The organism is Vulgatibacter sp. (assembly GCF_041687135.1).
In the GTDB taxonomy this organism is placed as follows: Bacteria; Myxococcota; Myxococcia; order Myxococcales; family Vulgatibacteraceae; genus JAWLCN01.
On record NZ_JAWLCN010000006.1, the window covers coordinates 235227 to 249564 of the forward strand.

General features: G+C 71.8%; 7 protein-coding genes. 3 read left to right on the forward strand and 4 right to left on the reverse strand.

Annotation, left to right across the window (positions count from 1 at the left end):
• Nucleotides 1–23: 23 nt before the first annotated feature.
• On the forward strand, nucleotides 24–2258 hold the full coding sequence (locus ACESMR_RS15880) for an ATP-dependent helicase (protein ID WP_373048080.1): 2235 nt from the start codon (nucleotides 24–26) through the stop codon (nucleotides 2256–2258).
• A 104-nt stretch (nucleotides 2259–2362) separates the two neighbouring features.
• Complete coding sequence (locus tag ACESMR_RS15885; protein WP_373048081.1) at nucleotides 2363–3235, forward strand: sulfite exporter TauE/SafE family protein; 873 nt, start codon at nucleotides 2363–2365, stop codon at nucleotides 3233–3235.
• Here ACESMR_RS15885 and ACESMR_RS15890 read toward each other — a convergent pair.
• The 4 genes from ACESMR_RS15890 to ACESMR_RS15905 are packed head-to-tail and all read right to left on the reverse strand — an operon-like array spanning nucleotide 3159 to nucleotide 11777.
• On the reverse strand, nucleotides 3159–4145 hold the full coding sequence (locus ACESMR_RS15890; protein ID WP_373048082.1) for a c-type cytochrome: 987 nt from the start codon (nucleotides 4143–4145) through the stop codon (nucleotides 3159–3161). The two genes, ACESMR_RS15885 and ACESMR_RS15890, sit on opposite strands and share 77 nt — an antisense overlap.
• Nucleotides 4142–5197 carry an SCO family protein gene (locus ACESMR_RS15895; protein WP_373048083.1) on the reverse strand — a complete coding sequence of 352 codons (1056 nt, stop codon included), beginning with the start codon at nucleotides 5195–5197 and terminating at the stop codon, nucleotides 4142–4144. Before ACESMR_RS15895 ends, ACESMR_RS15890 begins: the two co-directional genes overlap by 4 nt.
• Nucleotides 5194–7095: a YncE family protein gene (locus ACESMR_RS15900; RefSeq protein ID WP_373048084.1), complete on the reverse strand. Its 1902-nt coding sequence runs from the start codon at nucleotides 7093–7095 to the stop codon at nucleotides 5194–5196. The genes ACESMR_RS15895 and ACESMR_RS15900 overlap by 4 nt, the downstream gene beginning before the upstream one ends.
• Nucleotides 7092–11777: a copper oxidase gene (locus ACESMR_RS15905; RefSeq protein ID WP_373048085.1), complete on the reverse strand. Its 4686-nt coding sequence runs from the start codon at nucleotides 11775–11777 to the stop codon at nucleotides 7092–7094. The genes ACESMR_RS15900 and ACESMR_RS15905 overlap by 4 nt, the downstream gene beginning before the upstream one ends.
• Before the next feature lie 244 nt (nucleotides 11778–12021).
• Here ACESMR_RS15905 and ACESMR_RS15910 point away from each other — a divergent pair, with 244 nt between their 5' ends.
• Nucleotides 12022–14127, forward strand: a complete 2106-nt coding sequence (locus ACESMR_RS15910) for a PKD domain-containing protein (RefSeq protein ID WP_373048086.1) — start codon at nucleotides 12022–12024, stop codon at nucleotides 14125–14127.
• The last annotated feature ends 211 nt before the right edge of the window (nucleotides 14128–14338 follow it).

Sequence of the window (14338 nt, forward strand, 5' to 3'; positions counted from 1 at the left end):
CGGCAACGCCCGTTCAGCATCCTATGGCTACCCGTCGCTACCAGCTCAAGGCCGCAGCGCCCGTCGTCCCCACCTTCCGCATCGACTACGCCGCAGCGCTCAACCACGAGCAGCTGTCGGTGGTCGAGGCGCCGCCGGGGCCCACCCTCGTCATCGCCGGTGCCGGCTCGGGCAAGACCCGCACCCTGGTCTACCGCCTCGCCCGGATGCTGGAGTCGGGGATCCCGCCGGAGCAGATCCTGCTCCTCACCTTCACCAACCGCGCCGCCCGCGAGATGCTCAAGCGGGCAGGGCAGCTGGTCTCGGCGATCCCCGGGATCGACGTGCGCCGGATCACCGGCGGCACCTTCCACCACGTGGGCTTCCAGCTCCTCCGGGAGCACGCGCCGCTGCTCGGCTTCGACGACAAATTCGGCGTCCTCGACAGGGAGGACCAGGCCGATCTGATGTCGAGCTGCATCGCGGAGCTGGGCTTCGCCGTGGGGCAGAAGCGTTTTCCCAAGGCGGACGTGGTGGTGGATCTCTACTCCACGGCGATCAACACCCAGAAGCCGCTGGCGCAGGTGGTGATCGACAAGCGGCCGCAATTCGGCTCGCTGACCGAGGAGATCCTCCGCGCCTGCAGCCGCTACGTCGAGCGCAAGGTCCAGATGAACCTGATGGACTTCGACGACCTGCTGCTCCACTGGAAGCTGCTGCTCTCCGAGCACCCGCAGGTGCGCTCCTACCTCCAGGACCGCTACCGCTGCATCCTCGTCGACGAATACCAGGACACCAACCGGCTCCAGGGCGATCTCATCGACCTGATGGCGGCGGGCCACCGCAACCTCACCGTGGTCGGCGACGACGCGCAGTCGATCTACTCCTTCCGCGGCGCCGACTTCTCCAACATCCTCGAGTTCCCGGCGCGCTACGCCGGTTGCCAGATCCACAAGCTCACGGTGAACTACCGCTCGAGCCCCGAGATCCTCGCGCTCGCCAACCGCTCCATCGCCTGCAACACCCGCCAATATCCCAAGGAGCTCCTCTCGCGGCGCGAGCCGGGGGCGGTGCTGCCGGCGCTGGTGCCTGCGCGCGATGCGGTACAGCAGGCCTCCTTCATCGCGCAGCGGGTGCTGGAGCTCCGGGACGAGGGGGTGCCGCTCAAGGAGATCGCCGTCCTCTACCGGGCGCACCACCAGTCGATGGAGATCCAGATCGAGCTCTCGCGGCGCGGGATCCCCTTCGTGATCCGCAGCGGGGTGCGCTTCTTCGAGCAGGCCCACATCAAGGACGCGCTCGCCTTCCTGCGGGTGGCGGTGAACCCCAACGACGAGCTTGCCTTCAAGCGGCTGGTGAAGCTCTTCCCCGGCATCGGCTCGGGGACCGCCGACGCCCTGTGGCAGGCCTATCGATCCCTCGGCGAGACCACCAGGCTCCAGCCCCGGGACATCCTCCTGCGACCCGAGCTCACCGAGCTGGTGCCGCGCAAGGGCAGGCCCGGCTGGGATCGCTGCAAGCGCACCCTCCACGACGTGGCGGGGCCGGGCAGGCTCAACGCCCCCGCCTCGGCGATCGACGCGGTGCTGGCAGGTGGCTACGAGGACTACCTCAAGGCCCAGTTTCTCAACGGCGACTCCCGGGCCGACGACATCCGCCAGCTCGGCGAGTACGCGCTGCAATTTCCCGACGTGGGCGCCTTCCTCGGCGAGGTCTCGCTCCTCAGCGAGTTCTCCGCGGAGGAGGTGGCGGAGGGGACCGATCCCGACGAGTACCTCACCCTCTCCAGCGTCCACCAGGCCAAGGGGTTGGAGTGGCGGGTGGTCTTCGTGGCCTGGCTCGCCGACGGTCGTTTCCCCTCGGCGCCGGCGCTCAAGGACGTGGCAGGCGAGGAGGAGGAGCGCCGCTGCTTCTACGTCGCCGCCACCCGCGCCAAGGACGAGCTCTACCTCTGCTACCCGATGCTCGCTGCGCCGCGCGACGGCGAGCGGGTGCTGATGAAGCCCTCTCGCTTCGTCGAGGAGCTCCCTGCTGGCGACGACGCGCCCTACGAGAAGTGGCAGCTCGACGATGCGCCGGTGCTGCCGCAGCTCGCAGCGCCGCCGAGCCGGGCGGCGCTGGCGGAGCATGCCCGCAAGCTCCTCGGCGCCCCGCCGGCGAACGAGGCGCAGAACACCGTGCCGGAGGCGCTGGCGGTGCCGGGAGAGGAGGGGCTCGTCGAGGACGACTCCTTCGATCCCGCGGTGCTCGAGCAGGAAGCCCGCAAGCGGCTCCACTGACGGGGAGGCGGGCCCTCCCGCCCCTGCCGGCAGCCCGCCCCTCGGCCCTTGTCCCCGACAGGGCCGCCCCCCATCTTTGCGCGACCCCCGAAGGGAGCCGCCGGATGCAGCAGGTCGTCTTCATCGGACTCGTCGGTCTGCTCGCGCAATTCATCGATGGCTCGCTCGGGATGGCCTACGGCGCGACCACCGCCACGCTGCTCCTCGCCATCGGCCTCAGCCCCGCGCTCGCCTCGATGATCACCCACCTCTCCGAGGTCGGGACCACGGTGGTCTCCGCAGCGGCCCACCAGCGCTTCGGCAACGTCGAATGGCGGGTCGTCGGCTGGCTCGGTGTGCCCGGGGCGATCGGGGCCGCACTCGGCGCCTATGCGCTCACCAGCCTCGACCCTGCACTGGCCCGGCCGTGGATGGCCCTCTTCCTCCTCGCCATGGGCGCCTACATCGTCGTGCGCTACGCCACCATGCGCCAGATGCAGCTGCGCCTGGGCAGGCGTCTCGGCGGCCGCTTCCTCGCCCCTCTCGGGATCGTGGCCGGCTTCCTCGACGCCGCCGGCGGCGGCGGGTGGGGGCCCCTCGGCACCTCGAGCCTGCTGGCGTCGCGGCGGATCGAGCCGCGCAAGGCGGTGGGCACCATCGACACCAGCGAGTTCCTCGTGGCGAGCGCCGCGAGCGCGGGCTTTCTCATCGGGATGGCGGACGAGCCCGTGCCCTGGCTCTATGTGGGGGCGCTCCTCGCCGGCGGCGTGATCGCCGCGCCCTTCGCCGCCTGGCTGGTGCGCAAACTCCACCCGCGGCTCCTCGGCACCGCCGCCGGCGGCGTGATCGCGCTCACCAACCTCCACACCGCGCTCCGCGCGTTGGGCGTCGGGCTCCCGGTGATCCGGACGCTCTACGTGGTCATCGGGTTGCTCTGGCTGCTGCTGCTGGCGTGGGCGGTGCTGCGGGTGCGGCGGGACCGGGTGGAGGCTGCCTGATTCCGAGGCGGCGGTTGGGGCCGAAGCCGAGGGGCGGCAGCCCCGTCGTCTCGAAGCGGTGGAGCGACTCGAGGGCGCGGACCACCGCCGCCCGGGTCGGCCTGGCGCCTGCGCGGCGCAGGGCCTCGGCGAGGACCTCGATCGCGGCGGTCGCCTCCGCCGCGCTCGCTGCAGGCGCCCGGACGAGATCGAAGGTGAGCCCGAGGGGATCCTCCTCCCGCGGCAGGAGCGGGCCGATCGCCGGCACCGAGGCCGGAAGCACAGTCGCCGCCGGGGCGACGAGGACGAGGACCTCCTCGGCGATTGCCCCGGGATCGGAGGCCAGCACCAGCACCAGCCTCCGGCGGTAGATCCCGCCTGCGGCGTTCACCTCCGCCACCGCAGTCTCCAGGGCCTGCAGCACCGCCTTCCCTGCGCGCCCGGCGGGCAGCACCGTGCCGACGTGGATCCGATCGGCCTCCACGCCGGGATCGACGTCGGTGGCGAGGCGCTGCAGGTAGGCGTGGAGGGCGTCTATCGCCGCTCCTTCGAGTCGATAGCGCGGCATCAGCGAATCGAGGGGCCGCCCCGCCGGATCGACGCCGTCGCCCAGCGCCCTCGCGAGCGCCGCGCGATCGTAGCCCCGCTGGCCGAAGAGCAGGTGGGGCAGGAGCGCCGGCGCCACCCGGCCCCCCTCGCTGGAACCGCTGCCATCCGCGCCATGGCAGCGGGCGCAGGCAGCGGCGGCTCCCTCGAGGGCGACGCCGATCGCGAGCTTCCCTGCCACGGGACGATCGCCGGCGAGGCCGCGCTGGTAGATCGCCTTGCCGGCGCGGGCAGCAACCGAGAGCGGCGCGTCGGGATCGACCGGGGCCGGTGACGAGGCCGAGCAGGCGGCGAGGAGGAGGAAGAGGGCGGCGGCGCGTCTCATTCGTCGTTGAGGTGGAGCACCGCCTCGGCGATCTGCTCCGCAGGCGCGGTGGCCATCGCGCGGATCCAGTTGCCGGTGCGCGTGTCGCCGATGAAGAGGGTGGTCGGGTGGGCGTCGCGATCCTTCGTCACGTCGCCGAGGCGCTGGCGGATCGCGTCGACGTTCTCCCGCTCGCCGGTGAGGAAGAACCAGCCGGCCTTCGCCCCGAAGCGCTGCGCATAGGTGGTGAGGGCCGCGGGGCTGTCGCGTTCGGGATCGACCGAGACGGTGAGGATCCGCACCTCGCCGCCCACCCGATCGCCGAGGAGCTTCTGTACCCTGGCGAGGTTGGCGGCGATCGGCGGGCAGGCGCCCTGGCATTCGGTGAAGCCGAAGTTCACCAGCACGATCCGGCCCCGGACGAGATCGCTGTAGAAGCGGTGGCGCTTGCCGTGCTGATCGACCACGGGCCTGTCGGTGAACCACCGGCGTGCCGCCTCCTCTGCCGACGCAACCGCCTGGCCTGCGCGCAGCCCCTCGATCTCCTGCACCAGCCGCTCCGGCGAGGCGAGGCCGAGGACCTTGCGCCAGGTGCCGGTGCCGGTGTCGCCGATCAGCACCCAGGGCGCGTGCCGGTTGCGATCGGGGACATGGCCGCCGAGCCCCCGCAGCGCCGCCGCCACCTTGTCGCGGTCGCCGGTGAGGAAGGTCCACCCCTCGCGCCTGCCGAAGGAATCGGCCCAGCGCTTCAGGCGGGCAGGCGTGTCGGTGGCGGGATCGAGGGAGATCGAGACGAGCGCCACGTCGCTGCGCCCGCGGGTACCCAGCTCCCGCTGCAGCCTGGCGAAGACCGCCGTCATCGGCGAGCAGATCGTCGTGCAGGTGCTGAAGACGAAGTTGATGGCGACGGTGCGATCCCGGAGGAGCGCCTGCAGGTCGACGGCGGTGCCGTCCTGATCGAGGAGGACGACGTCGGGGATCCGTACCTCCGCTGCAGGCTCGCTCCGGATCGCGTCGGTCGCGCGGGCTGCTGCGGGGAGGAGGAGGAGGGCGACGAGGAGGAGGTGGATCATCGGGGCTCGTTTCCCGCGGTGGCAGGGTTCGGTGCGGCGGCGACGCCGAACTCCACCGGCGGCAGATCGCCGAGGCTGGTGCCGGGTCCGGCGACGAGGAGCCGGTAGCGCCCCGGCGCAGGCGGCGTGAAGGAGATCGCGTAGCCATCGCCCCGGCGCTCCACCGCCGGGCGGAGCTGGTGCGTGCCCGGGAGCCGGTAGACGAGGCTGCCGATCTGCGCCGCTTCGATCGCCGCGCCGCCCGGCGCACGGAGTTCGAAGGGAAGGGTCGCTGCCGTTCCGGCCTCGAGGAGCTTCGTCTGGTCGAAGCGCGCGGCGAAGTGGAGGGCGGGCGCCTCGGGCTCGATCGACGGCACCCCTTCCACGTCGTAGGTGAAGCAGATCGCCGTGCGCGGGCTGTCGGTGAGGAGCGAGACCGTATAGCGCCCCCCGCCGCGCAGCGGGACCGTCGCCCGGTGCCTTCCGCCGGCGACCTCCTGCAGCGATCGATCGAGCACCGCCAGCGCCACCGGCGTCTTGCCGTAGGTCCGGTGGGTGCCCATCGGCGCCATCATCCCCTCGGTGTAGAGGTAGAGCGCCTTGTCCGCCGGGTTGGCGACGAGGACCGATCCGGGTTCGGGAAGGGCGGCGATCGCGCCGGAAGGCCCCGGGGCGAATTGCCCAGCCATCACCTCCACCAGCCGCGGCCCGGCGGCGGTCCCGAAGCCGGCCCGGTCGAGGAGGCCGAGCTGTGCGGTGGCGGCGCTGCGCACGTAGACGTAATCCTCGCTGAAGGCAAAGCCTGCAGGTTGCGCGAGGCCGGCGAAGGTGTGGCGGACGGCACCGGAGGAGGCGTCGATCGCCGCCACCGTTCCCGCGTCGGCGCTCGCCACCAGCACCCAGCGGCCCCCGGGCACCACCGCCAGCGCGGAGACGCCGGGATCCACCGGGATGCGCCGGGTGATCCGGTGGCGGAAGGGATCGATCTCGATGACCTCGCCGGCGCGCCGTGCCACGTAGATCGCCCGGGCGGTGCTGCTCGCCGCCACCGCGACCGCATCCCTGCCCACCGGCAGCTCGGCGCGGCTCTCGAGGCTCGCAAGGTCGACCACGCGCAGCCCCTCGTCGCCGCTGCCCGCCACGTAGGCGGTGCCGCTCTCCGCGTGGAAGGCGAGGCGCTGCGCGCCGCCACCTGCGGCGACCGTGCCGCGGACCCGCCGCGTCTCGGGATCGATCACCGAGACCGTCCCGTCGCCCTCGTTGCCGACCCAGAGGCTTCCATCGGGCGCCACGGCGATCGGGCCGGGGGCGTCGCCCACGCCGATGCTGCCATCGACCCGCAGCCGCCGGGGATCGACCACCGTGACCCGGTCGACCGCTGGCAGGGTGATCCAGATCGCCTCCTCCGTGATCGCCCAGTCGGCGCTCTTGCCGCCCAGGGTGATCACCGCCTCGAGCTTGGTCCGCCCGAAGGCGATCTGCGGGTTGATCACGGCGAGGGTGTTGTCGTCGTTGCGGGTGAGGACCAGGTAGCCGTTCAGGTCGACGTCGGCCCTGGTGGCGAGGAGGCCGGCGAGGTGCCCGCGGATCCGGTCGGTGCAGGCGGCGGCGTCGGTCGGGTGATCGCCCCGGTCCATCCAGGCCAGGGGCCGCAGCCCCGGCAGCGCCGCGCCAGTCTTCGCGTCGGTGAAGCCGAGCTCCACCTCTGCCTCGCCCCGTGCGTGGAGCGGCCCTGCGGTAGCGCCGCCGATGGGCCGCAGCCGGAAGTCGACGGCGAGCCCCCCGTGCTCCACCCGCACGGCCGCGGCGTCGATCCGCTCGGGCGTCTCGAGCCCCTCGCGCACGATCAGCACCGCGGCCACCACGGCGAGGAGGGCGGGCAGCCCGAGCCGCAAGGCGATCCAGAATCTCGTCTTCATGGTTCCACCCGGAGCAGGCCCCAGAGGCCGTTGCCGAATTGCATGCTCGCCTGGTCGCGGTAGAGGTAGTCGATCGCGACCTTCCACCTGCCGCCTGCGCCGCCGAGGAGGTTGGCGTTCCAGGCGGTCATCGCGCTCACGCCGCCCTGGGTTCCGATCACGTACGAGCGCAGGTTGTCGCCCATCCAGCCGCCCGCCGAGGTGGCGGCCCAGGGAAAGCGCGCCCAGGCGTGGCCGTGGAGGGTGAAGGCGTGCTGCCGCGGGTGCCCCGAAGGCGCGAGGATCCGGAAGCGGACCGCGTCGCCGGCCTTCGCCCGGAAGATCGGCGTCTCGGGATCCCCGTGGGCCGAGGAGAGGATGCCGGAGAGATCGAGGTCGCCCAGACCCTCCGTCGCCTGCGGCGGGATCCCGAGCCGCGCCCAGAAGGGCTCGGTCCGGTAGTTGAACGCCTTGTGCCCCGAGTCCTCCGCGTCGTCGGCGCCGCCATAGTTGCGCAGGGCGGTGCCGCAGTTGAGGCGCACGTCGCCGCATTGGAATTGCGGCCGGTCGCTGTGGAGTGCCACCTCGTCCTGCAGGACGAGGACGAACTCGCGGAAGGTGCGGGTGTAGCCCTCCTTGTCCACGTAGCGCACGGTGGCCTGTGCGTCGGTGCCGGGATCGGTCTCCCAGGTGGCGCCTGCGGGCTCGACGACGAGGGCGCCGAAGGCGCCGTGGACGCCGTGGTTCACCACGTCGGACATGCTCCGCAGGTTGATCGCGCCCAGCTCGAGGGGCACCGCCTCGAGGCGCTCGCGGCCCTTGCCGCCGAGCTTGTACGCCCCCGCGTACCACTCGAAGGTGCGCACGCCGCCCGGCTGCACGTCCTGTTGCAGGTTGAAGCCCACCGTCGGTCCGTCCGCCTGGTTCACGTCGTATTGCACCAGCTGCGGGTGGAGCGAGACGTGGCTCGAGATCGGCACCTGGTTGGTGTTGAAGTGCTCGGTGATCGGCGGGCTGTAGTTCCAATGGGGCAGCTTGGAGATCGAGGCCGGCAGCTCGTTCACCACCTTCACCGCGATGCAGTCGCCAGCGTTCGCCCGGAGGATCAGCGGCTCGGGCTTGCGGGTCCCTGCGCGCAAGCCCGGCAGGTGCTCGGCCCTGGCGAAGAGGATCGCGTCGGGATCGTAGAGGCCGAAGCGCTCGTTGTAGACCAGCCTGCCGCCGGGCAGGTTCCCCTTCGCCGTGATCGCGTGGACCGTGTACGCGCGCTTTGGCGCACCTGCGGGGCAGGGGTGCACGGCGTTCGGCTGCGTGGACGGCGGCGGGTTGTTGGGGAGCGGGAGGAGGTCGGGCTGCTTCACGCCGTGGGCCCGGAGGATCCCCCACATGCCGTTCCAGAGATCGTCGGTGGGCGTCGACTGGTAGAGGTAGTCGGCGGTGCCGAGGAGGTTCTTCACCTGCTGCAGGCCGCCCGCCAGGTGGAACTCGAAGTGCTCGGAGATCCCGATCGGTTGGGCGTTCACGAAGCCCGCGTCGCCGTCCGAGATCTCCTGTGCCCAGCGGTGCCCGTTGACCGAGAAGACGTGCTGCTCCTCCTGCGCGCCCTGGATCAGGTTGATCTGCACCTGATCGCCCTCGTAGCCGCGGAGCACCGGGGTGAAGGGATCGCCGTGCAGGTCGGAGCGGAAGACGTTCTCCATCCGCCCCGCCGCATCGGGCTTCAGGCGCCAATCGTCCTTCCCCGCCCGCGTGGCGATGCGCAGCGGAATCGGCTCGTTCGCGTAGTTGATCAGCATGGTGCCCGGATCGCCGGTGGAGATGATCTCGGGGGCGCGAACCGGCGCGTGCTCCACCGCGAAGGGGAGCCGCGTCTCCCGGAAGGTCGGCGGGTTCACCGGGTCGCCGTGGCCGTCGTAGACGATGGCGAAGTCGGCGAACGCCAGGTTGAACTCCCGGAAGCTCTCCTTTCCGCCGCCGCCGACGAGGATGTCCGCGCGGTAGCTGGTGGGACCGCCGTCGGGCCTGGTGCCCATGGTGGCGCCCGTCTCCGGATCGCGCCAGGTGGCGCCAGCCGGCTCGATCACGAGGCCCGCGTAGAAGCCGTGCTGCTGCTGGGACGAGGGCGCGAGGTGGTCGTGGGTGAAGACGCTGCGGATGGTGCGGTCGTCGCCGGCGGCGTTGAGGAGCGGATCGGCCCACCAGCGCTGCACGGTGGTCTGCGCGCCGTCGGGCAGCCCGCTGCTCCTGGTGGGATGGAGGATCCGCCTGCCGCCGGGCCCGACGATCCCGCCCACCACGTTCGCCGCTTCGATCCGCGCGATCACCTCCTCCGCGGCGAAGGTCGCGTCTTCGTAATTCCAGCCGTTGGCGGAGCCGTCGGAGGCGGTGAGATCGAATTTCACCAGATGGATGTGCTGGCCGACCGTGTCGGTCGGCGTGCGGACCTGGAAATCGTCCTCCTCCAGCTCCGCCGGCATCCGGTTGGTTGCAGCGAATTGGATGCAGTCGCCGGAGTTGGCCCGGAAGAAGAAGGGCTCCGGGGGCCGTTCGCCGCTGAGGGTCGCGTCCACGTCATCGTCGAGGACGATGAGCCGGCCCTGCGGATCGTGCCAGCCCGTCTCGTTCACCACGAGATCGAGCTGCAGGTAGCTGGCCCGGTAGGTGCGCATCGGCGCTCCCGGCGGGCAGGGATCGGCGAAGGGTGCGCCGGGCCGCGGCGGCTGCCCGTTCACGTAGAATCGCGCCGGATCACCAGCCGGCGTGAAGGCGGGGTAGGAAGCCGCAGGCCAGCCGTAGCGGTTGGTCCTGCGCTCGGCGCCGGGGTGGAGGCCCGCGTGGAAATCCATCGCCGCCCGCTCCTCGGAGGTGCCGTTCTGCGGGAGCTCGAGCAGGTCGGCAGCGAGGATCTCGTCCGCGTCGAGGAGCGTCTCGCCCGGCGCGATCTCGTGGACCGCTGCGACCCGGTGCCTGGGCAAGCCGCCGTCCCGGACGATGTCGAGGGGCGGCTGCGGTGGCCGGTGCCCCGGCTCCGCCGCCAGGTAGAAGGGATAGCCGGGCATCGGCGGACGCTGCTGCTTCGTGCCGTCGGGGAGCGTCACCGTGGTCTCGGCATAGGTGGGCAGCGGCGGCATCGCCCTGCGGGGCATCGGCACCACCGCAGGCGTCGGGGTCCCGGCGGCGATCTCGCCGTCGGGGAGCCAGCGGTCCGGCGTTCCCGCCTCGAAGGTGTCGTGGTTGCGCCACAGGCCCCACATCCCCTGGGCGAAGTGGGGATAGAGGTGGCAGTGGAAGATCGCGTCGCCCGGCGTGTAGTTTCGGTTGCCGCTGCCGCCGTAGTTCACGTCGTAGCTGAAGGCGCTGCCGGGGCCGAGGGTTTGGGAGTCGAGATAGGTGGAGAGGTCGCTCCCCGGGTTGTGGAGCCATTGGTGCCCGTGGAGGTGGAAGACGTGGGTCTCCTTCGGCCCTGCGTGCAGATTCCGGAGGCGGACGGGGTCGCCGAGATAGGAGTGGGCGACGTTGGAGGGATCGTCCGGCCAGAGCGCAGCGCCGGCCCTGCCCAGCGCGTCGGGCTCCACGTTGAGGGCGGGATCGCCGTTGGCCCACGAGGTCAGGAAGAACTCCTCGAATTTGCACTCCGCGCAGCCTGCGGCAGGGCCCACCTTGCGGCGCTGCGAGAGGAGGATCGATCCCATCCCCGAGGCGCCGTAGTTGATCCCGAAGCCGTCGCGCACGCCGTGGAAGGGGCCGAGGTCGAGCTCGGCGAAGGCCTGCACCGCCTTGAGCTCGTCGTGGAAGAGGATCACGAACTCGCGGAACTGGCCCTCGTCGTAGGCGGAGGGGGCATCGAAGATCGGCGCCGGGTAGCCCGTGACGATGGCGTTGAGGTCCCCGTGGACGATCTCGAGGGCGTCGTCGAGGATCCGCAGCACCGGCAGCTGCGAGCCGGGGTAGCGGGCGTCGTAGTCGATGCGCGGCGTGCCGTCTTCGTTGGCGCCGGTGGTGGCGGCGCGCAGGTCCTCGGCGCTCACCTGCGAGCGGTACCAGACCGATCCTGCGGGCTCGACCGCCACAGCGGCGAAGAGGCCGAGGGCGGTGGCGCCGCCGTCGCCCTCGCTGCCTGCGGTGGCGCCCATCGAGTGGGCGAAGAAGACGCCCTCCCGATCCGCGTGGAAGCGGTAGGTGCGGGTCTCGCCCGGCGCCGCGAGGCTGCTCGTGTTGCGGCCGACGTGCGCGCCGTCGGCGCCTGCGTCGCGGTAGGCGAGGCCGTTGACGTGGAAGGAGGCGCTGCGGGTGCGAGGTGCATCACCACCGCCGACGGTAGGGGAGAGCCAGTTGGTGAATTCCACGTCGAGGCAGTCCTCGGCGTTCATCCGCAGGACGAGCGGCCGCGGCCGCTTGCCGGGACGCAGCTGCACGTTGCCGGGGCCCGGCGTGGTGCCGGAAACCATCGCCACCACGTCCCGGCGGAGGGCGTAGATCATGCCCACCGGGTTGAAGGCGCCGAAGCGGTTGTAGGTGAAGACCTGGTCCAGGGCGACGACCTGCGCGCGCAGCGTCCGCGCGCAGGTCGGCGCCGGCGCCGTCGGTGGCTCGATCCCACCGGGACCATTCCCCTTCGGTGGGCGGGGGCGCTTCGCTCCGCCGCCATCCGTCGGTATGGATGCGACGAAGAGAGCGAGCAGCGCCGCGATCAGCAGGCGCACGCCCCTCCCTCCGGCACGCTTTCCCCCCATCGCGCACCTCGGTCAGTCGTTTGGGTTGACTGCCGCGAATTGCGCATGGGTGGGGGGAGGTGGCAGCCCCGCGCCCGGGGGCGCCGAACGGGCCGCACCAGCCGGTGAGCGCAGCGGCGGGGCTGGTGTGGGCCCCTGTCGTGCACAGCGTTTACACGGCGAGCGAGTGCTCGCACGGCTGCGCGGACGAACAGCCGAGCGGAGGGGGGCTGCGATGAGGGGAATCGTGCCGGGACGGCGTCCCGGAAGATGGGGTCGTGCGATTGGGGGCGGGCTGGCGCTCTGCCTGGGCATGTGGGGCAGCAGCGCCGCGGCGGATCACGTGGCGGGGGGCCATCTGGTCGAGGTGGGGCCCACCGGCGACCACGGCTTCCCGATCTGGTACCGGGACGCGCAGGGGCAGACCCTCGAGCTCTGCCTCGATCACACCAACCCGCTCTGCAACTTCCTGCCGGGCGACGTACCCGATCCCACCCGGCCGATCTCCTTCCCGGACAACTTTCCCGGGGAGGCCTTCTGGTGGATGGCGGAGGCAGCCATCCCCACCAGTGCGGGCGACGCCGCGCTCACCCTCGCCCTCGAAGCCGCCTGGGCCGCGGAGGAGGTGATCGACGGCGACCAGGTCGCCTTTGGCCGCGTCCGCATCCGCATCGACGCGCTGCAGGCCGGCGTCTACACCGTGACCCATCCCTTCGGCGTGGACGTCTTCGAGATCGCCGCAGGTGGCGATCGGGCGATCAACTACACCGAGGACATCGGCGGCGGCCCCCTCGACTTCAACGGGGCGATGACGAGCCGGATCGGGCCCTTCCTGCAGTGGAGCCCGATCGCCGACGCGCCCGCAGGCTACGTCGGTGATCCCGCCGTGCCACACGCGGTGAGCGGAAGCCCCTTCGGCACCAACTTCTTCCGCGTCGAGGGGCCGGGGATCGGCACCGCCGGATCGCCGAACCTCTGCGACAGCGACGGCGATCTCGTCCCCGACGTCAACTGCATCGAGACCCAGCTCTTCAACCTGCAGGGCAGGATCAGCACCACCGGCGGCGTGAACGTGCCCCGGGCGATCTACGCCCGCGGCGAGCTCGCTGGCGGCACGCTCTCGGTCTTCGCGAGCTCCGCCGGCGGGCAGCAGATCGAGGTGAGCGGTGACGGTGTTCCGTTGACCGCGTTCGTCGGCGACGGGGCGCGCTACATCGCCAACGTCGACTTCACCGGCGATCGCCCGCAGACCGTCACCGTCACCAACCAGAGCGACGTGCCGCCCTCGAGCAAGACGGTCCAGGTACGCGACCAGGTGACCATCCTCCGGGCCGAGTGGGATCCGGTGGCGCGGCAGCTCCTCGTCGAGGCCCACTCGAGCGATCGGGCCGTGCCGCCGACGTTGCAGGCAGTGGGCTTCGGGCCCCTGGCCTCGGGCATCGGCGTCTTCGCCGACGTGGTGGTGCCGCCGCCCTACGTCACGGTGACCTCCTCCGCAGGCGGCTCCGACAGCGAGCCGGTGATGCCGCTCCCCGGCGGCTTCACGCCGGTGCCGGTGCAGGCGAATGCGGGCGCCGACCTCGTGGCGCAGCAGGGGCAGATCGTCACCCTGAACGGCAGCGCCTCCTCCGGCGCGATGCTCGCCGCAGCCTGGACCCAGCTGGCCGGGCCCTCCGTCGTGCTCCTCGGCGCGGACACCCTGCGGCCTTCGTTCGTGGCGCCTGCGGAGGCAGCGACCCTGACCTTCCAGCTCCAGATCGAGGGCGCCGGCGGGCCCTCCACCGACACCGTCGACGTGGTGGTCCAGGCGGTGGCGCCGCCGGTGGCGGACGCAGGAGCCGACCAGGTGGCGGTGATGGGAACGCAGGTCACCCTCGACGGCACTGCGTCGCAGGGGACGACCGCGTACGCCTGGACCCAGATCGGCGGCGCCCCCGTGACGCTGGCAGGCGCCGACACCGCCAACCCGAGCTTCACCTTCCCGCTCTTCGACACCACGCTGGTCTTCCAGCTCACCGTGAGCGGGCCCGGGGGCACCGCGGTGGACGTGGTGGAGGTGTCGGCCTTCACCGACGTGCTCACCGTGGCCCGGGCGCAGTACCGACGGGGCAAGCGGGAGTGGGACGTGGAGGGCACCGCGAGCATCCCGCTGCCCAACGTGGTGTCGATCTACCTCGCGGACGGCGTGACCCGGGTCGGCGTGGCGGCGGTGGACGCAGCCGGGGCGTGGCGCTTCCGGGAGCGGCAGTCGGCGGTGGCGCCGGAGGCCGGCGAGACGCTGATCGTCCGGTCGTCGGTGGGCGGGGAGCTCACCGGGGTGCCGCTCAACTTGCGGAACTGAATGCGGCGGGGGGCGCCCGCGGGGCGCCGCGGCAACGACGGGCTGCCTGTCATGGGCGGTCCTCTGCGAAGCGCGCGGACCCGTCGGCGCGCGAGCGGACGGGGCGCCGGTACGCCGGTCCTTGATGCTGACAGTTTGGCGCAATGGTACTTGACAGCAGATCCCCGGCGGTTTGATACCATCGAAGTTGCCTACCTGGACGGCAATGAAA

Bases quoted from the DNA above. Each gene is read 5' to 3' on its own strand.
- ACESMR_RS15880 (WP_373048080.1), top strand. From the start codon at position 24: ATGGCTACCCGTCGCTACCAGCTCAAGGCCGCAGCGCCCGTCGTCCCC.
- ACESMR_RS15885 (WP_373048081.1), top strand. From the start codon at position 2,363: ATGCAGCAGGTCGTCTTCATCGGACTCGTCGGTCTGCTCGCGCAATTC.
- ACESMR_RS15890 (WP_373048082.1), bottom strand. From the start codon at position 4,145: ATGAGACGCGCCGCCGCCCTCTTCCTCCTCCTCGCCGCCTGCTCGGCC.
- ACESMR_RS15895 (WP_373048083.1), bottom strand. From the start codon at position 5,197: ATGATCCACCTCCTCCTCGTCGCCCTCCTCCTCCTCCCCGCAGCAGCC.
- ACESMR_RS15900 (WP_373048084.1), bottom strand. From the start codon at position 7,095: ATGAAGACGAGATTCTGGATCGCCTTGCGGCTCGGGCTGCCCGCCCTC.
- ACESMR_RS15910 (WP_373048086.1), top strand. From the start codon at position 12,022: ATGAGGGGAATCGTGCCGGGACGGCGTCCCGGAAGATGGGGTCGTGCG.